The sequence below is a fragment of the uncultured Sphingomonas sp. genome (genome assembly GCF_913777625.1).
Classification (GTDB): Bacteria; Pseudomonadota; Alphaproteobacteria; order Sphingomonadales; family Sphingomonadaceae; genus Sphingomonas.
Map to the genome: position 1 here is coordinate 38,737 of NZ_CAJYTI010000015.1, position 21,185 is coordinate 59,921.

25 protein-coding genes are annotated in these 21,185 nt (G+C 67.6%); 11 read left to right on the forward strand and 14 right to left on the reverse strand.

Features of this window, described 5'->3' with window-relative positions:
- The first annotated feature begins 79 nt into the window (after positions 1-79).
- The 3 genes from QZ814_RS08850 to QZ814_RS08860 all read left to right on the forward strand — a co-directional run bounded on the left by QZ814_RS08850 (position 80) and on the right by QZ814_RS08860 (position 2,361).
- Positions 80-1,075 carry a ligase-associated DNA damage response exonuclease gene (locus tag QZ814_RS08850; RefSeq protein ID WP_365898399.1) on the forward strand — a complete coding sequence of 332 codons (996 nt, stop codon included), beginning with the start codon at positions 80-82 and terminating at the stop codon, positions 1,073-1,075.
- Positions 1,076-1,088: 13 nt separating this feature from the next.
- Positions 1,089-1,694, forward strand: coding sequence for a heme-binding protein (locus QZ814_RS08855; RefSeq protein WP_294331082.1), 606 nt, complete (start codon positions 1,089-1,091; stop codon positions 1,692-1,694).
- Positions 1,695-1,893: 199 nt separating this feature from the next.
- The gene (locus QZ814_RS08860; RefSeq protein ID WP_294331084.1) at positions 1,894-2,361 is read left to right on the forward strand and encodes a hypothetical protein; all 468 of its coding nucleotides are present in this window, start codon (positions 1,894-1,896) and stop codon (positions 2,359-2,361) included.
- Positions 2,362-2,373: 12 nt separating this feature from the next.
- On the opposite strand, the gene QZ814_RS08865 is transcribed toward QZ814_RS08860, so the two are convergent.
- From QZ814_RS08865 to QZ814_RS08895, 7 genes are all read right to left on the reverse strand, one after another.
- Positions 2,374-3,024: a hypothetical protein gene (locus tag QZ814_RS08865; RefSeq protein WP_294331087.1), complete on the reverse strand. Its 651-nt coding sequence runs from the start codon at positions 3,022-3,024 to the stop codon at positions 2,374-2,376.
- An 18-nt stretch (positions 3,025-3,042) separates the two neighbouring features.
- Entirely contained in the window at positions 3,043-3,879 is an 837-nt protein-coding gene (locus QZ814_RS08870; protein ID WP_294331088.1) for an endonuclease/exonuclease/phosphatase family protein, read from the reverse strand.
- Positions 3,879-5,384: an RNA polymerase factor sigma-54 gene (gene rpoN / locus QZ814_RS08875; RefSeq protein WP_294331091.1), complete on the reverse strand. Its 1,506-nt coding sequence runs from the start codon at positions 5,382-5,384 to the stop codon at positions 3,879-3,881. The genes QZ814_RS08870 and rpoN overlap by 1 nt, the downstream gene beginning before the upstream one ends.
- Positions 5,385-5,389: 5 nt before the next feature.
- Positions 5,390-6,124 (reverse strand): LPS export ABC transporter ATP-binding protein, encoded by a 735-nt coding sequence (gene lptB, locus QZ814_RS08880; protein ID WP_294331128.1) that lies wholly within the window; start codon positions 6,122-6,124, stop codon positions 5,390-5,392.
- Positions 6,125-6,298: 174 nt separating this feature from the next.
- Positions 6,299-6,850: an LptA/OstA family protein gene (locus QZ814_RS08885; protein ID WP_294331093.1), complete on the reverse strand. Its 552-nt coding sequence runs from the start codon at positions 6,848-6,850 to the stop codon at positions 6,299-6,301.
- Positions 6,850-7,494, reverse strand: coding sequence for an LPS export ABC transporter periplasmic protein LptC (lptC, locus tag QZ814_RS08890; protein WP_294331096.1), 645 nt, complete (start codon positions 7,492-7,494; stop codon positions 6,850-6,852). The genes QZ814_RS08885 and lptC overlap by 1 nt, the downstream gene beginning before the upstream one ends.
- Before the next feature lie 56 nt (positions 7,495-7,550).
- A complete protein-coding gene (locus QZ814_RS08895) occupies positions 7,551-8,171 on the reverse strand; it encodes a ribonuclease D (RefSeq protein WP_294331098.1) in 621 nt (206 codons plus the stop codon).
- A gap of 351 nt (positions 8,172-8,522) precedes the next feature.
- Here QZ814_RS08895 and QZ814_RS08900 point away from each other — a divergent pair, with 351 nt between their 5' ends.
- Positions 8,523-9,326 carry a cold-shock protein gene (locus QZ814_RS08900; protein ID WP_294331100.1) on the forward strand — a complete coding sequence of 268 codons (804 nt, stop codon included), beginning with the start codon at positions 8,523-8,525 and terminating at the stop codon, positions 9,324-9,326.
- A gap of 164 nt (positions 9,327-9,490) precedes the next feature.
- Here QZ814_RS08900 and QZ814_RS08905 read toward each other — a convergent pair whose 3' ends face one another.
- Entirely contained in the window at positions 9,491-10,276 is a 786-nt protein-coding gene (locus QZ814_RS08905) for a DUF4019 domain-containing protein (RefSeq protein WP_294331102.1), read from the reverse strand.
- Positions 10,277-10,344: 68 nt separating this feature from the next.
- Positions 10,345-11,922, reverse strand: a complete 1,578-nt coding sequence (locus QZ814_RS08910; RefSeq protein ID WP_294331104.1) for a cisplatin damage response ATP-dependent DNA ligase — start codon at positions 11,920-11,922, stop codon at positions 10,345-10,347.
- Positions 11,923-11,968: 46 nt separating this feature from the next.
- Between QZ814_RS08910 and QZ814_RS08915 the strand changes: the two genes are divergently transcribed.
- Together QZ814_RS08915 and QZ814_RS08920 are read left to right on the forward strand one after the other, a co-directional pair.
- Positions 11,969-12,796: a metallophosphoesterase gene (locus tag QZ814_RS08915; RefSeq protein ID WP_294331107.1), complete on the forward strand. Its 828-nt coding sequence runs from the start codon at positions 11,969-11,971 to the stop codon at positions 12,794-12,796.
- An 82-nt stretch (positions 12,797-12,878) separates the two neighbouring features.
- The gene (locus QZ814_RS08920; protein ID WP_294331108.1) at positions 12,879-13,199 is read left to right on the forward strand and encodes a hypothetical protein; all 321 of its coding nucleotides are present in this window, start codon (positions 12,879-12,881) and stop codon (positions 13,197-13,199) included.
- A gap of 50 nt (positions 13,200-13,249) precedes the next feature.
- On the opposite strand, the gene QZ814_RS08925 is transcribed toward QZ814_RS08920, so the two are convergent.
- Positions 13,250-13,744 (reverse strand): DNA starvation/stationary phase protection protein, encoded by a 495-nt coding sequence (locus QZ814_RS08925; RefSeq protein ID WP_294331110.1) that lies wholly within the window; start codon positions 13,742-13,744, stop codon positions 13,250-13,252.
- A gap of 229 nt (positions 13,745-13,973) precedes the next feature.
- Here QZ814_RS08925 and rpmG point away from each other — a divergent pair, with 229 nt between their 5' ends.
- Positions 13,974-14,141: a 50S ribosomal protein L33 gene (gene rpmG, locus QZ814_RS08930; RefSeq protein ID WP_010125625.1), complete on the forward strand. Its 168-nt coding sequence runs from the start codon at positions 13,974-13,976 to the stop codon at positions 14,139-14,141.
- A 39-nt stretch (positions 14,142-14,180) separates the two neighbouring features.
- On the opposite strand, the gene QZ814_RS08935 is transcribed toward rpmG, so the two are convergent.
- Positions 14,181-14,603: a response regulator gene (locus tag QZ814_RS08935; protein WP_294331112.1), complete on the reverse strand. Its 423-nt coding sequence runs from the start codon at positions 14,601-14,603 to the stop codon at positions 14,181-14,183.
- Between the two features lie 34 nt (positions 14,604-14,637).
- On the opposite strand from QZ814_RS08935, the gene QZ814_RS08940 reads away from it, so the two are divergent.
- From QZ814_RS08940 to QZ814_RS08955, 4 genes are all read left to right on the forward strand, one after another.
- Complete coding sequence (locus QZ814_RS08940) at positions 14,638-14,904, forward strand: DUF3572 domain-containing protein (protein ID WP_294331113.1); 267 nt, start codon at positions 14,638-14,640, stop codon at positions 14,902-14,904.
- Positions 14,901-15,512 carry an HAD family hydrolase gene (locus QZ814_RS08945; RefSeq protein ID WP_294331115.1) on the forward strand — a complete coding sequence of 204 codons (612 nt, stop codon included), beginning with the start codon at positions 14,901-14,903 and terminating at the stop codon, positions 15,510-15,512. The genes QZ814_RS08940 and QZ814_RS08945 overlap by 4 nt, the downstream gene beginning before the upstream one ends.
- Positions 15,513-15,556: 44 nt before the next feature.
- Complete coding sequence (locus QZ814_RS08950; protein WP_294331117.1) at positions 15,557-16,021, forward strand: RidA family protein; 465 nt, start codon at positions 15,557-15,559, stop codon at positions 16,019-16,021.
- Positions 16,022-16,239: 218 nt separating this feature from the next.
- Complete coding sequence (locus tag QZ814_RS08955; protein WP_294331119.1) at positions 16,240-17,037, forward strand: TorF family putative porin; 798 nt, start codon at positions 16,240-16,242, stop codon at positions 17,035-17,037.
- Between the two features lie 129 nt (positions 17,038-17,166).
- Here QZ814_RS08955 and QZ814_RS08960 read toward each other — a convergent pair whose 3' ends face one another.
- Genes QZ814_RS08960 through ileS form a run of 3 tightly spaced genes read right to left on the reverse strand, consistent with a single transcriptional unit; the run spans position 17,167 to position 21,039 of the window.
- A complete protein-coding gene (locus QZ814_RS08960; protein ID WP_294331120.1) occupies positions 17,167-17,580 on the reverse strand; it encodes a DUF3035 domain-containing protein in 414 nt (137 codons plus the stop codon).
- On the reverse strand, positions 17,573-18,094 hold the full coding sequence (gene lspA, locus QZ814_RS08965; RefSeq protein WP_294331122.1) for a signal peptidase II: 522 nt from the start codon (positions 18,092-18,094) through the stop codon (positions 17,573-17,575). The genes QZ814_RS08960 and lspA overlap by 8 nt, the downstream gene beginning before the upstream one ends.
- Positions 18,091-21,039, reverse strand: coding sequence for an isoleucine--tRNA ligase (gene ileS / locus QZ814_RS08970; RefSeq protein WP_294331124.1), 2,949 nt, complete (start codon positions 21,037-21,039; stop codon positions 18,091-18,093). Before ileS ends, lspA begins: the two co-directional genes overlap by 4 nt.
- Positions 21,040-21,185 lie beyond the last annotated feature (146 nt).

Here is a 21,185-nt window from a genome sequence, read left to right on the forward strand (position 1 = left end):
GGATTCAGACGCCGGAACGAAAGCAAAATGGGCAGTTGCACGCCTCGCAATCGGGGGCAGCGCTCCCATATCGGCGGGCATGGCGCTCGGCAGCTGGCTCACCCCCGATCCTTGCGGGATCTACCTTCCGGAAGCGGATGCGTGGATCGACCCGTCCAGGCCGGTCGCCCGCGCGATCGTCACCCATGGCCATGCCGATCACGCGCGCGGCGGGCACGGCGAGGTGTGGGCGACGCCGGGCACGCTGGCGATCATGGCGGCGCGCTACGGGCCGCAAAACGGGCGGCCGGTCGACTATGGCGAAAGCGTCACGCTCGGCCCGATCGAAGTCGGCTTCGTCCCCGCCGGGCATGTGCTGGGCTCGGCGCAGGTGGTGCTGGATCATGCCGGCGAGCGGATCGTCGTCTCGGGCGACTACAAGCGCCGCCCGGACCCGACCTGCACGCCGTTCCAGCCGGTGAAGTGCGACGTGTTCATCACCGAGGCGACCTTCGGCCTGCCGGTGTTCCGCCACCCCGAGACCACCGACGAGATCGACAAGCTGCTGTCCGCGCTGCGCACCGAGCCCGAGCGCTGCGTGCTGGTCGGCGCCTATGCGCTGGGCAAGGCGCAGCGGGTGATCGCCGAGCTGCGCGGCATGGGCTTCGACGATCCGATCTATATTCACGGCGCCTTGCAGGCGCTGTGCGACCTCTATGTCGAGCACGGCGTGGCGCTGGGCGAGCTGCGCCCGGCCACCGGCGTCGCGAAGAAGGAACTGGAGGGGCGGATCATCCTCTGCCCGCCCGGCGCGCTCAACGATCGCTGGTCGCGGCGGCTGCCCGATCCGATCACCGCAATGGCGAGCGGCTGGATGCGGGTCCGCCAGCGCGCCCGCCAGCGCAATGTCGAGCTGCCGCTGATCCTGTCCGACCATGCCGATTGGGACGAACTGACCCGCACCATCGAGGAACTGGCCCCCCGCGAAGTGTGGGTGACACATGGCCGTGAGGATGCGCTGGTACATTGGTGCCGGCTCCGGCAGATACGCGCCCGTGCGCTCGATCTCGCCGGGTTCGAGGACGAAGACGATTGAGGGAGACATGGTGATGGCAAAGGGCAAGACCTGGGCCTGGGTAGGCGGCCTGCTGGGCGGTGCGGTCGTGGCAGGCGCCGCGGCCTATTACGCCTTCGAGAAAGCGAGCGAGCAGCCGCCCTTCACGCTGGTGGAAAAGGACGGCAAGTTCGAGATCCGCGACTATCCCGAGCTGGTGGTGGCGGAAACCCGCGCGATCGGCGCGCGTGACGCGGCCCTCAACGCCGGCTTCTCGCGCCTCGCCGACTATATCTTCGCCAAGCGGCGCGGCGATAATGGCGGTAGCGGCGGCGAGAAGATCGCGATGACTGCCCCGGTGCTCAGCGCCAGGCAGGATGCCAGCTGGCGGACGCAGTTCGTCATGCCGTCCAAGTTCACCCTGGCGACGCTGCCCAAGCCGTCGGACAATGTCGACCTCGCGACCCGCCCGGCCCGCCGCGTGGCGGTGCTGCGCTTCGCGGGCACACCCGACGACGCGGCGCTCGCCGAGCGCGAGGCCGAGCTGCGCAGCTGGCTGGCGGCGAAGGGGTTGAGCAGCGGCGCGGTGGAATATGCCTTTTACAACTCGCCGTTCATCCCCGGCCCGCTCCGCCGGAACGAAGTGCTGATCACGCTCTGACTTTGAAAGTTTGCGCTCCCCTCCCGCTTGCGGGAGGGGTCGGGGGAGGGGATGTTCGCTTGCCGAGCCGCCGCAGCAAGAGCCACCACATCAGCCCCTCCCCTAGCCCCTCCCGCAAGCGGGAGGGGAACGCCCGGGCTTGGCGGCGGCACCCGAATCTCGTCTAAGAAGTGCCGCGATCCGCGCCTAGACAGGCCCCATGACGATTCGCCCGCTCCTCGCCGCCGCGGCGGCCTTTGCTTCGTTCCTCGCCATCCCCGCCGCCCAGGCCCAGGTGCGCGACCCGTTCGGCGAGTGCCTGCGCGCGCACAGCAGCCGGGCCGATCGCGACGTGCTGATCCGCTGGGTCTATGCCGCGGTCTCGCAGAGCGCGGCGGTGCGCGACATGGTGCGGCTGGACGAAGGCCGCCGGGTGCAGGCCAGCCAGCAGGCCGGCCAGCTGATCACCCGCCTCGTCACCCGCGACTGCCGCGTCGAGGCGATGGACCGCATCAAGCGCGATCCCGGCGCGATCCAGAACAGCTTCACCGCGCTCGGTCGTGCGGCGCTGATGGACCTGGCGCAGGATCCCGCCGTCGTCGGCACGCTCGCCGGCGTGCTGCAATATACCGACATGGGCAGCATCACGATGATGCTGATGGAAGGCGGCCTGCGCCCGGGCGGCTGAGGCCACGCTTGCTCAGTAGATTGGCTGCACCTTCCAGCCGGTGAGTTTCAGCATGGCGAGCCCGACCGAACGCACCCCACCGCGCTCCGGGCTCCAGCGCTTCGTGAAGTGATAGCCGCTGCTATCCGCAACCTCGATCAACCATTCGGCCCCGTCCATGCCGAAGGGCGCACATTCGGGCAGCGGCGCTCCCGGTTTTCTGGGCGGGAACAGAGCCGCTTCCGCCAAGGCGGCCTGCAGCGTTGCGGCCTCGTCCGCGCTGAGCGGGCGATCGATATGCTGCTCAATGTCGCCCGGGCCATAGCCGCCCTGCCCCGACAGGCGGCTTGCGACAAGCTTCGGCGCTGCAGAGCCGAGCCCCTCCGCCCGCACGAGGATCGGCGCATGGAAGCTGCGCAGCCACGTGAACCGAACAACGGTCTTGGACCGCACGTCCGCCGCAGACAGGGACGGCTCCTTCGCCGCGCGCAACATGCTGCCATACCAGCGGCGCTCGATGTCGCTCAGCGTCGGTGCGCTATCTACCTTGCCGTTCCATCGGCATCTCGGAACGGGCACGGAGAAAGAGGCGGGAAAATAGCCTGCGGGGTCCGCCGGCACGGTCTGCGTTAGCAGAAGCAACCATCCCAAGAGCATCGACATCTCCCGCATGCCGAGCGACACGGCGTGACGTTGCAGAGGCTAGCGGTCGAATCGCAGCCGCGCCACCACGGGATAGTGATCGCTGGGATACACCGCGCCCTGGTGGCTATCCACCGTCGCGATCCGCTCGACGGTGAAACCGCGCGTCAGGATCCAGTCGATGCGGCTGTCGCCCTTGCCGGTGAAGCCGTGAAAGGTGAAGGCCGGACCCTGATGGTCCGGGCGCGCTAGCCAGGCGTCCGCCAGCGTAGCGGTCAGCACCCGGTGCGCGCCCGAGCTGTCGACCGTGTTGAAGTCGCCGGTCAGGATCACCGGCAGGTCCTTCGGCCCCGCGGCAATGCGCGCAGCCAGCATCGTCGCCGCCTGCTCTCGGGCGCCTTCATCCTGGTCACGGTGCGGGAAATGCGTGTCATAGAGGCGGAACTTGCGGCCGTCCCTGGTCTGGAAGGTTGCCCAATTGACCATCCGCGGCAGGTCGATCCCCCAGCTCATGCTGCCGGGCACCTCTGGGGTCTCGGACAGCCAGAACTGGCCGTGCTCGACGATCTTCAGCCGATCCCGCCGGTAGAAGATGCCCATATGCTCGTTGGCATGGCCGCCATAGCGGTCGGTGCCGAACCAGCTGTACTGCGGCAGCGCCTTGACGACATCGTCGCCCTGGCGCTGGAACAGCTCCTGCGTGCCGATCAGGTCGGGGTCCGCCGCACGGATCGTAGCGACGGTAAGGTCACGGCGCTTTTCCCACAAATTCACGCCGTCATCGGCACTCGGCATGCGGATGTTGAGGCTCATCACCGTCAGCGCTTCCTGCGCGCAGGCCGGCGCGCACGCCAGCATCGCAGCCAGCGCCGCCACAAAACCCCAGAACCGCCGCATCAACCCGCTCCTTCGAGTGCCTTTTGCCGTCGGCGTTGCACCGAGCTGCCGATCCCCATCGCCTCGCGGTATTTGGCCACCGTCCGGCGCGCGATGTCGAAGCCCTTGGCGTTGAGCAGCTCGACCAGCGTGTCGTCGGACAGGATCTTCTTGGGATCCTCCGCCGCGATCAGTGCCTTGATCGCGCTCTTCACCGCCTCGGCCGAAACCGCCTCGCCGCCATCGGCCGACTGGATCGCGCTAGTGAAGAAATATTTCAGTTCGAAGAGGCCGCGCGCGCAGCTGAGATATTTGTTGCTGGTGACGCGGCTGACGGTCGATTCGTGCATCTCGATCGCGTCAGCCACCTGGCGCAGCGTCAGCGGGCGGAGATGCGCCACGCCCTTCAGGAAGAAGCCTTCCTGCTGCTTCACGATCTCGCTCGCCACCTTGATGATCGTGCGCTGGCGCTGGTCGAGCGCCTTGACCAGCCAGTTGGCGCTGGCGAGCATGTCGGTAAGCCAGGCCTTGCTCGCCTTGTCCTGCTTGCCCCCCGAAACCTCGGCATAATAAGCGCGGTTGACCAGCAGGCGGGGCAAGGTCGCTGCGTTGATCTCCACCGCCCAGCCCTGCCCGCGCCGCGCGACGAACAGGTCGGGCGTCACCGCCGGCACCGGATCGCCGCCATAGCGGCAGCCGGGCTTGGGATCATAGCTGCGCAGCTCGCGGATCATGTCGGCGAGGTCCTCGTCGTCGACATTGCAGATCCGCCGCAGCCGGCCGAGATCGCCCCGCGCCACCAGCTCGAGATTGTCGATCAGCCGCGCCATGCAGGGATCGTAGCGATCCGCCTCCTTGGCCTGGAGCGCCAGGCATTCGGCCAGATCCCGCGCGCCGACGCCGGTCGGATCGAAGGTCTGGATGATGGCGAGCACCGACTCGACGCGGGCGAGCGGCACGCCCAGCCGATCGGCGATCTCGCGCAAGGCAACGGTGAGGTAGCCGCACTCGTCGATCTGGTCGATCAGATGCTGGGCGATGAACAGGTCCGGCCCGGCGACGGTCGATCCCGCCTGGGCGAGCAGGTGATCGGCAAGGCTCAGCTCGCCGCTACCCAGGCTGTCGAGGTCGGGCCCGTCCTCCGACGCACCGCCGCTCGCGCCGTTCAGCCCCAGGCTGCCATCCAAGCCACCGATCATGTCGCTGGCCGAATCATGGTGGAAGGCCTCGGTCGCGAGATCGACATCGAGCGCCGCCTCGCCGCTCGCCTCGCCGCCGCCGAGAATCAGTTCGCTGGCATCGGCTGGGCCGTCACGCGGCTCGAAGTCCTCGGCATCACCGATCGGCTCGGACGGCCCATCGTCCCCACCCCCGGCGTCGAGCAACGGGTTGCGCTCAACCTCCTCGGCGATGAAGGTCTCGATCTCGAGGTTGGACAGCGCCAGCAGCTTGATCGCCTGCTGGAGCTGCGGCGTCATCACCAGCGATTGCGATTGCCGCAGATCGAGGCGTGGCGCGAGACTCATGGCGCTTAGAGCGAGAAGCTTTCGCCGAGATAGAGCCGGCGGACATTCTCGTCGCGCACCAGATCGTCCGGCGAGCCGGCGAACAGCACGCGGCCGTCATAGATGATGTAGCCGCGGTCGACGATTTCCAGCGTCTCGCGCACATTATGGTCGGTGATCAGCACGCCGATGCCGCGCTGCTTGAGCTGCTTCACCAGATCGCGAATGTCGCTGATCGAAATCGGATCGATGCCGGCGAACGGCTCGTCGAGCAGGATGATCGTCGGGTTCGCGGCCAGCGCACGCGCGATTTCGGCGCGCCGACGTTCGCCGCCCGACAATGCCATCGCCGGCGAGGTACGCAGCCGGGTAAGGCCGAACTCGTCGAGCAGTTCCTCCAGCCGCGCCTCGCGCGCATCGCGATCCGGCTCGGCGAGTTCGAGCACGGCGGAGATGTTCTTCTCGACGCTGAGGCCGCGGAAGATCGAGGTTTCCTGCGGCAGATAGCCAAGCCCCAGGATCGCGCGGCGATACATCGGCAGGCGGGTGATGTCCTCGCCATCGAGCATGATGCGGCCGCTGTCCGGCTTCACCAGGCCCATCACCGAATAGAAGCAGGTCGTCTTGCCGGCGCCGTTCGGCCCGAGCAGGCCGATCACCTCGCCACGCCCGACCGACACCGAGACGTCGGTCAGCACCGTGCGCTTGTCGTAGGACTTGGCGATCGAGACCACCGCCAGCCCGCGATCGGGCAGCGGCATGGGATCCGGGACGGACTGTTCGGGGGCGGCGATGGCGACGTCGGTCATGACGGCTCCTGCTAGGTAAACGCTGGTCTGGTCCCCACCCTCGGCGTGGCCGCTTGGGCAGGGTTCCTGCATGATAACGCGCGCAAAGAAAAGACTTTGCGCGGCGCGCCGTGGCAACGCCCCGGCTTACTGCTTCGGCGCGTCGCTCGAATCGCGCTTCGGCACGGTGAAGCGGCCGGTGACACGGCCGCCGCTGTTCTGCGTGTTCGGGCCCGAGGGCGCGCCGCCGAAGGTCGCGCGGCTGGTGTCGAGATTGATCGTCAGGCGCGGGCCCGCGGCATTGGCGGTATTCGAGCCCGCCTGCTGCAGCGTCACGTTGCCGATCATCGTGATGATGCGGCGGTCGACATCATAGACGGCATAGCTGGAGCGCGCGGTCTGGTTCGGGCGGGTGACGGTGACGCCGCCGCTGGCATCGACGCGTGTCGCGGCGGGCGTGCCGCTCACCGCGCTACCGGTATAGGCGATGGTCACGCGCGCGGCGCGCAGCGTCATCTCCGCCTGCTTGATCACCACGTCGCCGCTCAGCAGCGCACGGCTCGCCTTGTCGTCGAGCTGGATGCTGCGCGCGTCGAAATCGAGCGGGGCATCCGAATTGTGCTTCGATTGCACCGCTGCGGGAGCGGCAGCGAGCAGCAGCGGCAGCGCGAGGGCGAGCGGGGCGAGAGCGCGGGTCATCAGGGCCTCCTTGCCGGCTTCGGCATCATCCGCAAGTGCGCATGGCCGTCGAGCGAGATGACGCGCTTGTCGAGATCGGCGCGCAGGCGGTCGGCGCGGAAGGTGCCGGTGGGGGTGTTGCCCGTCACCGCCCCGCCGCTCTCCAGCTGCCGCGTCTTGAGGTCGATCGTCGCGTCATTGGTGTTGAGCGTGTAGCCGTCGCTGGTCTGGAAGCGGATCGGCCCGTCGACCATCATCTGGTCGGTATTGAGATTGTAGCGCCCCTGATTCGCGACGATCGTTGCCGGACCGTCGGTGAGGCTGAGGCGCGCATTGAGCTCGTGGATCTGCACGATCGGCTCGGCCGAGCTCTTCTGCACGGCGGAGCCCGCATGCAGTTCGAACTGCCGCCCCTTCGAATCCTCGCCACGATAGTCCGCCGCGACGATCTTCAGACGCTCGGGCGACATCGCCACCTTGTTCTTGTCGAGCACGAAGCTGACATCGCCGCCCATGAACAGCGGCGCGCTGATCAGGAACGCCGCCAGCGCGCCGATCAGGACCGGCAACAGCACCAGCGCCACGCGCACCGCACGATCATGCGTGCTGCCGGGATGGGCCCAGGCGCGGCGCTGCGTGCGCAATCGAGCGGCGATCTCAGACATGGGCTTCCTTGTGGGGAGCCGTAACGGTCAAGACAACCACTCGATCCGCAACACGATCAGGCATGCGCAAAGATATCCACTTCCGGCCAGCCGGCGATGTCCAGCTCGGCGCGCCAGGGGAGGAAGTCGAAACAGGCCTGCGCCATCTCCATGCGGCCCTCGCGCTCGAGTCGCTTGTCGAGCTCGACCTTCATCGCGTGGAGGAAGCGCACGTCGGAGGCAGCATAGTCGCGCTGGGCATCGCTGAGATCCGGGCCGCCCCAGTCGGACGATTGCTGCTGCTTCGAAATGTCGGCCCCGACCAGCTCGCGCGCCAGATCCTTGAGGCCATGGCGATCGGTATAGGTGCGCACCAGCCGCGAGGCGATCTTCGTGCAATAGACCGGCCCGGCGGTGACGCCGAGATAGAAGCGAATCGCCGCCAGATCGAATCGGGCGAAATGATAGAGCTTCAGCCGCTCGGGATCGGCCAGCACCGCGCGCAGGTTCGGCGCGGCATAGTTGGACTGCGGGCCGAAGCGCACGAGATGCTCGTCGCCCGAACCATCGGAGAGCTGGACCAGGCACAGCCGGTCGCGCGGCGTGATCAGGCCCATCGTCTCGGTGTCGACGGCGATGGCGGCGCCGGGCGCGAACACGCCCTCCGGCAGATCTTCTTCGTGAAAATGGACGGTCATCGCGTCCGCGTAGCGGGGTTGGCGCCGCACCTCAATGCTTTGCGTTGCCTGCACGGCCTTGCAAATCCTGATTCGCCGGATACAGCGTAGACAGCGGTGACATCCTCCCGGTTGGATCCAACCCGATCCTTTCGGCAACGCCTTCGCCATGACAAACGGCCAGGATCGTTGCCCGGCGGACACTTTCCTGCCGCAAACCGCCCGATCGCGCGATTTTCGTTCGCGCACCCTGTTTTTTTGGGGTATGACTCGGAATGTGGCGCTACGTTAGCGCCGTAAGACCTGCGTTTTTCGTCCGGCGCTCGGGTTTTGATTGGTAGTTTGAGGGCGAACCGGGAAGACGAACAGGGCATGAGTTTCGATAGAGGACGTCGCGGCGAGCGCGGTGGGCGCGGCAGGGACAAGCGCGATGGTTTCGGCGACGATAACTTCGGCGGCGGCGGCTTCGGCGGCGGCTTCGAAGATCGCGGCGGCTTTGGTGGCGGCAATCGTGGCGGCTTCGGCGGCGGCGGTGGCGGTGGCTTCCGTAGCGGCGGCGGCTTCGGCGGCGGCGGTGGTGGCGGCTTCGGCGGCGGCGGTGGCGGTGGCTTCCGCGGCGGCGGCGGCGGCGGCATGCCCCCCCAGGTCATCGGCGAAGGCACCGGCGTCGTTAAGTTCTTCAACGCGCAAAAGGGCTTCGGCTTCATCGTTCGCGATGACGGCGGCGAGGATGTGTTCGTGCACATCTCAGCCGTCGAGCAGGCCGGCCTGACGGCACTGGCCGAAGGCCAGCCGCTCGGCTTCACGCTCGTCGATCGCGGCGGTCGCATCTCGGCGACCACGCTGAAGATCGACGGCGAGCCGATGGAAGTCGTCGAGCGCGCCCCGCGCGAGCAGGGCGCTGGCGGCTTCGGCGGCGACCGCGGTGCACCGCGTGGCGGCCCGCAGCGCCAGCTGACCGGCGAGAAGGCGACCGGCACGGTCAAGTTCTTCAACGCGATGAAGGGCTTCGGCTTCATTCAGCGCGATGACGGCCAGCCCGACGCGTTCGTGCACATTTCTGCGGTTGAGCGCGCCGGCATGCCGACGCTCAACGAAGGCGACCGGCTCGAGTTCGAGCTGGAGGTCGATCGTCGCGGCAAGTACGCGGCAGTGAACCTCTCGCCGCAGCAGTAACCCGCACGGGTGACGCAATAGAAAGGGGCCGGGCGGCAACGCCCGGCCCCTTTTCTGTTGGAGCGACATCGCGAGCGGATCGGCGCGGTCCAGGCGCTCCAGGGCCCGGCAGCCCCGTTCGCGGCCGGCCCGCCACGGTGCGGACCGGCTGCGATCCCGCCGGATCAGCGAATGAAATACCCCGCCACGCGCCAACCGTCGCTTTCGCGCACGAGGATGACGGTTTCCGTCGAATCGCTGCGCTCGGCGAAGCGCGTCCGGAACTTCAGAACCTCATACTCCGCGTCCGGTGCGCCCGGCAGCGTCCTGGTCCGCACGACCGACTCGAAGGTGCGACTGACGACCGCGCCCAGGGGCTGCCGGACCGGAGTGACCATCTCCGCCCAGCGCGCATCCCCAATCTGGCTTCGGAACATTGCCGCAGCGGTCTGCCAGCTCTCGTGCCACTTGCCCTGGTCGACCAGCGCGACCCAGGCCTTGGCAGCATCGAGGCTGGCGGGGGCCGCTTCGGCAACAGAAACGGCAGCGGGTGCCTGCGCGACGGGGCCGGACGGTGCGTGCAGCACGGTGGCGGCAACGGCGGCGATGAGCAGCGACATGATCAGCATTCCTCCACTGAGCCAGGCCAGCCGGAACGTCCGGCGCTCTGGTCGGTCGGAAAAGACCATGGGTGCACCCGCCGCCGACACCCCGAACGCCTGGTCCCCGAGATTTTGGGGGGCCGCGCCCTCGCTCTCGGCGAGCCGTCGGGCCGCCTCGCGACTGCTGGCCGCCCCCAGCTTGCGCCGCGCTTCGCGCAGACGTTCGTTGACGGTATGCACCGACAGGCCGAGCTCGCGCGCGATCGACTTGGCGTCGTGCCCGGCCAGCAGAAGGCGCAGCGTCGCCTTCTCGCGATCGGTGAGTGCGGCACGATCGCGCCGCTGCAACGCTGGTTCCCCCTCGGCCATGCCCGCCTTGTATCCAGTGGCGGGCGGCACAGCCACTCTCCGCGATTACTATACAAGAAATTTGTACTTCAGGTGACCAGCCGCCGCAGCCCGGCGATGGTGTCCGCTTCCGCTACGGGCTTGTCGGTGCGGATTCGCGCGATCCGGGGAAAGCGCATCGCCAGGCCGGACTTGTGCCGCTTCGATTCGTGGAGCGAATCGAACGCGACTTCCAGCACCAGCGACTTGTCGGTCTCGCGCACCGGGCCGAAACGGTTGACGGTGTGGGTGCGCACGTGCCGGTCGAGCCATTTCAGTTCTTCGTCGGTGAAGCCGAAATAGGCCTTGCCGACGGGCAGCAACTCGCCTTCTTCGGTCCAGGCGCCGAAGGTGAAGTCCGAATAGAAGCTGCTGCGCTTGCCCGAGCCGCGCTGGGCATACATCAGCACGCAGTCGGCGGTGAGCGGATCGCGCTTCCATTTGTACCACAGCCCCACCCGGCGCCCGGCGACATAGGGGGAATCGCGGCGCTTGAGCATCACGCCCTCGATCGCGGCGTCGCGGGCGCCGGCGCGAATCTCCTCCAGCGCGGCGAAATCCGGGGCGTCGATCACGGCGGAAAGGTCGAAGCGCGCAGGGTCCAGGCGGGGAAAGAACGCCTCCAGCCGCGCGCGGCGCGCCTGCCACGGCAAGGCGCGCAGATCCCCCGCGCCGTCGAACATTATGTCGTAGAGCCGCACAAAGGCCGGGAATTCGGCGAGCGTCCTGGCCGACACCACCTTCCGCCCCAGCCGCTGCTGCAGTGCGTTGAAGCTGCCCGCCTCGCCGCCCTGCACCTCGCCCCGCACCAGCAGCTCGCCATCGAGCACGCCGGGGGTCGTGAAGCTGGCGGCAACTTCGGGAAAGCTGCGAGTGATGTCGTCGCCTGCCCGGCTATACAGCCGCGTCTCGCCGCCGGCATGGACGAGCTGGACGCGGATCCCGTCCCACTTCCACTCCGCGGCATAGTCGGCGAGGTCGACCTGCGTTTCCTCCAGCGGGTGGGCGAGCATGAAGGGGCGGAATACCGGCACGTCCTCGGCGCGCGGCTGGGCGGCGCGGCCCTCGGCCCAGTCGAACAGCAGCGCGTAGGGCGGCTGCAGCCCGTGCCAAACCTCCTCCACTGCGTCGACGTCGAGCGCGAAGGCCTGCGCCAGCGCGGTCTTGGCGAGCCGCGCCGAGATGCCGACACGCAGCGCGCCGGTTGCCAGCTTGAGCAGGGCATAGCGCTCGTCGGCCTCCAGCCGGTCGAGCATCGCCGCGAGCACCGCCGGCGCATCGGCGCGGGACAGCGCGGCCAGCGTATCGACCGCCTGCGACAGCGTGAGCGGGCCCGCATCCGGCGGGGGCACTGCCGATTCGGGCCAGAGCAACGCGATCGTCTCGGCCGAATCGCCGACGAAGTCGCGGCTCATGCCGTAGAGTACCGGATCCACTCGCGCCTCGATCATCGCCCGCAGCAGCGCCGGCTTGACCGCGGGCAGATCGAGCGTGCCGGTCAGCGCCGCCATCGCCCAGCCGCGATCGGGATCGGGTGTCGCGCGCAGATAGGCGCCGATCAGGCGGAGCTTGGCATTGCGCGAGCGGGTGTAGATCAGCCGGTCGAGCAGGTCGGCAAAGGCGCGCATGGAAACTAGATGGTCGTGCAGGGGCACCCGCGCTAGGGGCGAAGCGATGAAGCGCCTGTTCCTTCTGCTCGCAGTCCTGGCGATCGGTATTGTTGCCCTCGGCTATGCCACCGCCACGCGCGATCCGGTGGTCCGGCGGCTGACCCTGCATCTGCGCGACTGGCCCGCGGGCGCCGCGCCGATGCGCGTTGCGCTGATCAGCGACCTGCACGTGGCTGGCCCCGACATGCCGCCGGCGCGGCTCGCGCGGGTGGTGGCGCAGGTGAACGCGCTGCACCCCGATCTGATCCTGATCGCGGGGGACATCGAGCAGGATCGGTTCGTCTCGACGCGGATCTATGGTGCCGCGGAGGCAAGCGCGCCGCTCGCCGCGCTGCGCGCGCGCTACGGGACCGTCGCGGTGCTCGGCAACCATGATTATGTCTATGGCGTCGGATCGGACCTGCCGCCCTATCTGGCGGCGAACGGCATCACCGTGCTGCGCAACCAGGCGGTCCGGCGCGGCGCGCTGACCATCGCCGGCGCGGACGACCTCTATCACGGCAAATTCTGGCCCGACCGGCTGACCCGTGCGGCGGCCCGCCTCCCCAAGCCGGTCGTGGTGCTCAGCCATACCCCCGACGTGGCGCCGATGCTGCCCGACTGGTTTCCCCTCGTGCTGGCCGGCCACACCCATTGCGGCCAGATCGTGCTGCCGTTCTTCGGACCGCCGAAGACCGCGTCTCGCTATGGCCGCCGCTATCTGTGCGGGCTGATTCGGGAGCCGGGCCGGGACGTGCTGGTCACGGCGGGCATCGGCACCAGCGGGGTGCCGCTGCGCATCGGCGCGGTGCCCGATCTGTGGCTGCTCACCTTCGACGGCGCCCCCCGCTGACCGATTCGCAAAGCTGCCTCATTTCGCAGCTAGCCTCCCCCTCCGGGCGCGGTCGTGCGCTCGCTCAGGGAGAGCCTTTCCAATGAAGCTTCTTGTCGCATGCGCGCTCGCCGCGGCCTTGATCAGCCCCGCCGCGATGGCGCAGCAGACCCCGGCGCCTGCCGTGGCCCCGGCTGCCGTCGCGCCGGCCAGCAAGTTCAATCTCGACACCCCGATCGAGGCGCTGATCGCCGACGCCAAGGCCAAGGCCGTGCTCGATGCCGATCTGCCGGGCATCACCACCCATCCCGCGCTGGATCAGTTCAAGGCGATGAGCCTGCACGCGGTACAGCCCTTCTCGAACGGTGCGCTGACCGACGAGGCCCTGGCGAAGGTCGAAAAGGATCTCGCCGCGATCAAATGATGCGGCCATCGGCCGGCGCTGCCCCGCGGGCGCGCCGGCCGAATGTCGGCTCAGCCCTTGCGGCTGGCCTCGAACAGGAACCAGGCGCGCTCTTCGGCCTGGTCGGTCCATTCGTCGACGATACCGCTGGTGGCATTGTCCTTGGCCGCTTCCGCCGCATCCTTGACCGCGCGGAAGCTCTCGACGAGCTTGAGATTGTCGTCGCGCAGTTCGGCGAGCATGTCGCCGGGCGCCACGAACTCCGCATCATTGTCCGAAATCGTCTGGCGGCGCGCGACGTCGCCGATCGAGCGCAGCGTGGTGTTGCCAGTCTTGCGCACGCGCTCGGCGATCGCGTCGGTCACGCCCAGGATCTGCGCCGCCTGATCGTCGAGCAGCAGGTGATAGTCGCGGAAGTGCGGGCCCGAGACGTGCCAGTGGAAGTTCTTGGTCTTCAGGTACAGCGTGAAGCAGTCGGCCAGCGCGCTGTTCAGGGCGTCGGCGACGCTCTTGGTGTCGTTCCGGTTGAGGTCGGTCGGCGTAGCAAGGGCGGGATTTTCAGCCATGGGGTTCCTCCGAGATATTCGATTCGTGCTGATAACGATCGGCATATAGGATTGGGTTCCCGGGTGGAGCCAGCCATACGCTCGCATTATCTCGATCAGCCTCATCGACGCAGCGCATCGCAGGATGCTTGACTTTTCCACACGATTCGCGCATCCGCCTCCGCCTGTCAGCGGTGTGCTCACAAGCGCGCCGCTCTTTTCTTTTCGCACGAATCAAGGGTTCCGGGTCATGGCAAAGCCGACCACCGTAAAGATCAAGCTCGTCAGCACGGCGGATACGGGCTTCTTCTATGTCACCAAGAAGAATCCGCGCACCCAGACCGAGAAGCTGAGCTTCCGCAAGTACGATCCGGTCGTGCGCAAGCATGTCGACTTCAAGGAAGCGAAGATCAAGTAATCCTGCCGGGCGCGCTGGCCGCGCCCGCACGGTTCGATCTTATCGCGCCGGATCCTCGCGGGGGTCCGGCGTTTTCGCTGCATCGACGTCCCCCGCCGAGGCCAGGAGCTTCTCGACCTGGTCGACGAAGCGCGCGAGCGAGATCGGCTTGGCGACATAGGAGCGCGCGCCGGCGGCGCGAATCCGCTCCTCGTCTTCATGGCTCGAATAGGCCGTCACCGCCATGATCGGGATGCGGCCCAGCGCCGAATCCATCTGCATCTGGCGGATCAGCTCGAAGCCGGTGACGTGCGGCAGCTGCACGTCCATGATCACCAGATCGGGCTGGAAGCGCCGCGCCGCGGGCACGGCTTCGCGCCCGTCGCGGACCGGCTCGGCCTCATAGCCGTGCGCCCGCAGCAGGTCACAGAACAGCTTCAGGTTCAATTCGTTGTCCTCGACAACGAGTACTCTTTTTGGCACGCGCTACCCTCAACTCTCCGGGGGGTGTTAGGCGATGGCGGACGCAGTGACAAATCCGGAAATGCTAGCGCTGCAGGCGCTTGTTTGGGTGCTCGGCGAATCGGGCCGGGCGAATCGCCTGCTCGACCTGACCGGCCTCGATCCCGCCACGCTGCGCGCCCGCGCCGGGGAACCCGCATTGCTCGCCGCGACGCTCGGTTTTCTCGAATCCTACGAACCCGACCTGATCGCCTGCGCCGAGGCGCTCGATCTTTCTCCGGCAGCGCTGGTCGCAGCGCGCCGGCAGCTGGAACAGGCATGAAACCGCTTCTGATCACCGATTGCGACGAGGTGCTGCTGCACATGGTGCGCCACTTCGGCGAATGGCTGGGCGAGACCCACGACATCGATTTCGCGCTGAACGGCAGCGACTTCGCCGAGTCGATGCGCCGCCGCAGCGACGGCAGCACGGTGGCGACGCCGGAAATGTGGGCGCTGCTCGACGGCTTCTTCCCCGCCGAGATGGAACGCCAGACGCTGGTGCCGCACGCCCGCGAGGCGCTGGGCCGGATCGCCGAGGTGGCGGACATCGTCGTCCTCACCAACCTGCAGGACCATTGCCGCGACCACCGCATCACCCAGCTGGCGACTCACGGCATCGTCCACCGGGTGGAGTGCAACCAGGGCGGCAAGGGCGTGCCGGTGGCGAAGCTGGTGGAAGAGCATGGCGCCCCGGTCGCAGTGTTCGTCGACGACCTCCCCGTGCACCACGAATCGGTCGCCCAGCATGCGCCCGACGTGTTCCGCCTGCACATGGTGGCCGAGCCCGGCCTCGCCCCCAAGGTGCCCCCCGCCCCCCACGCCCATGCCCGGATCGACGACTGGCGCGCGGCGGAGACGTGGATCCTGGAGCGCTTCGCCCAGGCCTGAGCGCGCCCCTTGACCCTGCTCCCGGCCGGTGGTTGGGTCGCGCCATGACCACTGCCATCGATCGCAAGCTCGCCGAGCTTGGCCTCGCCCTTCCCGAGGCCGCCGCTCCCGTCGCCGCCTATGTTCCGGTCGTCGAGGCCGGCGGGCTGCTCCACGTCTCCGGGCAGCTGCCGTTCAAGGACGGCGCGCTGATGACCGGCCGCCTGGGGGACGACCGCGACATCGCTTTCGGCACCGAGGCGGCGCAGCGTTGCGGGCTGATGCTCGTCGCGCAGATCAAGAAGGCGCTCGACGGCGACCTCAGCCGGGTGAAGCGCGTGGTGAAGCTGGGCGTGTTCGTGAACTCGACGGCCGAGTTCACCGATCAGCCCAAGGTCGCCAACGGCGCGTCCGAGCTGATGCAGGCGCTGTTCGGCGAAGCCGGCCGCCACGCCCGCAGCGCCGTCGGTGTCGCCACGCTGCCGCTGGGCGCCGCCGTGGAAGTCGACGCGATCTTCCAGCTTGCCTGATCCCGATGCCCTGCCCGGTATGTCCGGGCAGGGCTGTGTCTTCCCGGCAACAGTTTATAACAAACCATTGCTCGGTTCCGCGAATATTGTTGTGCGGCGCGGCATATATCGGGCAATCTTTGTTTGCCGGTCGGAAGTCGCCGGGCCGCAGAGCCCTTTCATATGCGATGCCGACGGCAGCAGGCGGAAAACCTTTAGTTGCAAATGAAAGGGATTCCATGCGCTTCACCTCGATCAGCCTCGGCGCACTCCTGCTCGCCACGACCGCACCGGCGATGGCCCAAGAGGCAGCTCCCGCCGCCGCCCCGGCGATCACGCTGAACGGCACTGCCACGGTGATCAGCGACTACAAGTTCCGCGGCATCTCGCAGACCGATGGCAATTTCGCCGTGCAGGGCGGCCTGACGATCAGCCACGCCTCGGGCTTCTACGTCTCCGCCTGGGGTTCGTCGATCGACGATTACGTCACGACGCATGGCACCGCCCATCAGGAACTCGATCTGATCGCGGGCTACAAGCACGCCTTCAAGGGCGGCGTGACGCTCGACGTCGGCGCGCTCTACTATGTCTATCCGGGCACCCGCCCGGGCTTCACCGGCGACAAGAGCTCGTCGGACTTCATCGAGCCCTATGCCTCGGTCACCTATGCGATCGGCCCGGTATCGGCGAAGGCGACGGTCAACTATGCGCCGAAGCAGAAGGCGCTGTCGCTCGACCAGGGCCAGAGCGGCACGCTCAAGAGCAACGACAATGTCTATCTGGCGGGCGACGTCTCGGCCGCCATCCCGCATTCGCCGATCAGCCTCACCGGGCATCTGGGCCACACCTTCGGGCCGAGCTGGCTCGTCCCCATCCAGCGCAAGGAATATACCGACTGGTCGGTCGGCGCGGCCTATACCTGGAAGAACCTGTCGCTCGGCGTTTCCTATGTCGGCACCGACGTGAAGTACATCACGCCGACCGGGCACGATGCGGCCAAGGGCAGCATCCTGGGGTCGATCGGCGTCAGCTTCTAACGCAGCGTGCCGGGGGGGCGCGGGAGCGGCATGGGGGCCGCTCCCGTTTGCCCCTGGCAGCCAGGACACAAAAAAGCGCCGGCCCGCACTCCTGCGGACCGGCGCTTTTTCATGCCCGAAGGCGAAGGCTTATTGCGGCGTCTTGACGCTGGCGTCCTTGTTGTCGCCCTGGGGCGACTTCAGGATGTCCTGGGTGGTCTTGCCCTTGTCGACAACGGTGGTCGTCGGGCTGCCGGCATTGCTGCGGACGCCGGCATCGGCGCTCGCGGCGCCGGCCTGGTCGAGCGTCGCGGTCTCCGCCGGGCTGCGCGCCGCGGTGCCGCCGAACAGCGCTTCCAGCGCTTGGTCGGACGGGTTGGTATCCTGCGGGCGCGCCGCACCCGGCTGGGGCGGACGCAGCGAGAAATCGGGCGGGATCACCAGCGGCGCCTGGCGGGCCACCGCGAACTCGTCCGGACGTGCCCGGTCATACCCCTTCTTGCCGCACGCCGACAGCGAGGCCACCAGGGCGACGCCGGTCGCGACGAGGATCAACTTACGCATTGAATTTCTTCTCCACAGGGGCAGGCGACTTGGGGTTCTTGTCGCGGACGAGCAGGGCACGAAGCAGCAGGATCACCACGCCGATGGTAATCGCGGCATCGGCCACGTTGAAGACCAAAAAGGGGCGCCACTCGCCGAAATGCAGGTCGGCGAAATCGACGACATAGCCGAGGCGGCTGCGATCGAGGATGTTGCCGCACGCGCCCCCCAGCACCAGGCCGAGCGCGGCGACGTCGCCGGCCTTCTTCTCGCGCAGCATCCACACCAGCACGCCGATCGCGATGCACGCGGTCATCAGCACCAGCAGCCAGCGCATCGTCGGGCTGTTCGCCGAGAGCAGGCCCAGCGACACGCCGATATTCTTGACGAAGCGCAGGTCGAAGATCGGCGCGATCGTCATCGAATCATTCTGCACCACCAGCCCGAGCGGGCCGGTGACGATGTACTTGGTCAGCTGGTCGAGCAGGAACACGCCGAGCGCGGCCGCAAAACCGAAAATCCGCACCGACTTCATTCCGACACCACCTTCTCGCAGCGGTCGCACAGCGCCCCGTCCTGCGTCACTTCGGGAAGATGCCGCCAGCACCGGCCACATTTGTGGCGATCGGTGGGCGTGACCGTGACATCGGCACCGGATTCAACCTTCGCGACGATGAACAGCTCGGTGAGCTCCTCGGCCGGCATCGGCAGCGTCGGCACCGTCACCTCGGCCTCGAGGCTGGAGCGGACCTGCTTCTCGCGGCGATAGGGCTCGATCGCTTCGGTGACGGTCTGGCGCAGCGCGCGGATCGCGGTCCAGTCATGCTCGACCGTGGCGCCTTCCGGCAGCACCGGCCATTCGAGCTCATGGACCGATCCGTCCTCGCTGGGGAAGCGGGCCTGCCACACTTCCTCGGCGGTGAAGGCGAGGATCGGCGCGGCATAGCGGACGAGGGCGTGGAACAGGACGTCCAGCACGGTGCGATAGGCGCGGCGCTTGGGATCGTGCTCCGCGTCGCAGTAGAGGCAGTCCTTGCGGATATCGAAGAAGAAGGCCGAGAGGTCCTCGTTCATGAAGTCGCCGAGCGCGCGCGCGTAGCGATTGAACTCGAACGCTTCCGCCGCCGATCGCAGCTCGGCATCGAGCGCCGCCAGCTTGTGGAGCACATAGCGCTCCAGCTCGGGCATGTCGGCCACCGCGACCTTCTCGGCCTCGCCGAACCCGTCGAGCGCGCCGAGCAGATAGCGGAAGGTGTTGCGGATCTTGCGATACGCGTCGCCGGTGCCGGCGAGCACTTCCTTGCCGATGCGGACGTCGTCGAAATAGTCGGTCTGCGCGACCCAGAGACGCAGGATGTCCGCGCCGCTCTCGCCGATGATCTTCAAGGGATCGACGACGTTGCCGAGCGACTTGGACATCTTCTTGCCCTGGCCGTCGAGCGCGAAGCCATGGGTGAGCACCGCGTCATAGGGTGCCCGGCCGCGGGTGCCGGCCGATTCGAGCAGCGACGACTGGAACCAGCCGCGATGCTGGTCCGACCCTTCGAGATAGAGGTTGGCGCGCACGCCCTCACCGTAACGCGCCTCGATCACGAAGCTGTGGGTCGAGCCGCTGTCGAACCACACGTCGAGAATGTCGGTGACGACCTCATAGTCCTCGGCCGCATAGTCGGGGCCGAGCAGCGCCTGATGATCGGCCTGGAACCAGGCATCGGCCCCGCCGGCGCGGAAGGCGTCGAGAATGCGGGCGTTGACCGCCGGATCGCGCACATAGTCGCCGGTCGCGCGGTTGACGTAGAGCGCGATCGGCACGCCCCAGGCGCGCTGGCGGCTGATCACCCAGTCCGGGCGGCCCTCGACCATCGCGCGGATGCGGTTGATCGAGCGCTCCGGCACCCAGCGGGTGCGTTCGATCGAGTCGAGCGCGACTTCGCGGAGGGTTGGGGCGTTGCCACCACTCTTAAGCCCCTCCCCTTCAGGGGAGGGGTTGGGGTGGGGGATGCCAGAACGTTCGTCGGTCTCGGTGAGACTCTGCCCCACCCCAAACCCCTCCCCTGAAGGGGAGGGGCTTAGTGCAGGCTTATCCATCGGGATGAACCACTGCGGCGTGGCGCGGAAGATGATCTTCGCCTTGCTTCGCCAGCTGTGCGGATAGCTGTGCTGGAAGTCGTCCGAGGCGGCGAGCAGCGCGCCCGCGGCGCGCAGGTCCGAACAGATCGGGCCTTCGGCGCTGACGAACTTCTTGTTGATCACCGATCCCTGGCCGCCGAGCCACAGCCAGTCCGCGCGGTACATGCCGGCGCCGTCGACCGCGAATACCGGATCTATGCCGTGCGCCTTGCAAAGCAGGAAGTCGTCCTCGCCATGGTCTGGCGCCATATGGACGAGGCCGGTACCCGCATCGGTGGTGACGAAGTCGCCGGGCAGGAACGGCCGCGGCTTGGCGAAGAACCCGCCGAGCGCGTGCATCGGGTGACGCGCGACGGCGCCGGCGAGCTTTGAACCTTGGATAATCTCACGGCTGCCGGGCGCGTCCGGAAAGCTGACAAACGAAATGCCGGGCACACCCATGTCCACAGTCTCAGGTGGGCGCTGCTTGCCGATACGAGCTTCAACCCAGTTCGCAAGCTTAGCAGCTACGAGAAGGCGTCGCCCTTCGTGCTCGATCAGCGTATAGTCGACCCCCTCCCCATACGCCAACGCCTGGTTCACCGGAATCGTCCACGGCGTGGTCGTCCAGATCACCGCATGCGCGCCGACCAACTCGGGCGCATTGGGCGCCTCGGCGATCTCGAACGCCACGTCGATCTGCGTCGAGGTGATGTCCTCATATTCGACCTCGGCCTCGGCCAGCGCGGTCTTCTCCACCGGGGACCACATCACCGGCTTGGCGCCGCGATAGAGCTGGCCGCTCTCGGCGAACTTCAGGAGCTCGCCCGCGATCCGCGCCTCGGCGTCGAACTTCATGGTGAGATAGGGATCGTCCCAGTCGCCCAGGATGCCGAGCCGCTCGAATTGTCCGCGCTGCACCGCCACCCACTTCTCGGCATAGGCGCGGCATTCGGCGCGGAAGGCGACGGGGTCGACTTCGTCCTTGTTGAGCTTCTTGGCGCGGTACGCTTCCTCGACCTTCCACTCGATCGGCAGGCCGTGGCAGTCCCAGCCGGGAACGTAGTCGACGTCGTAACCCAGGAGGAACCGGCTGCGGACCACAAAGTCCTTCAGCGTCTTGTTCAGGGCGTGGCCGATGTGGATGTCGCCGTTGGCGTAGGGCGGGCCATCATGCAGGACGTAGAGCGGGGCGTTCTGCTTCTGCCGCTCGGCGCGCAGGGTCCCGTAGAGGTCGCCCCACTGTTCCAGGATGACCGGCTCCTTCTGGGGCAGGCCGCCGCGCATGGGGAAGGGGGTCTCGGGCAGGAAGACGGTGTCGCGATAGTCGCGGGCAGTGGATTCGGAGGTGTTTTCGGGGGCGTCGGCCATGGGTCGTCTCGGCGTCTTGAAAATTAGGTCGCTGTTCTCTTCGCCCTATCGCGCTTCGCGCTGCTTGAGGGCTTTCAATCCCGGCGTGCACGGGGCCATCAGGCCCAGGAGCGCTACGCCGGGCGGCTAATCGAAATCAGGCGAAT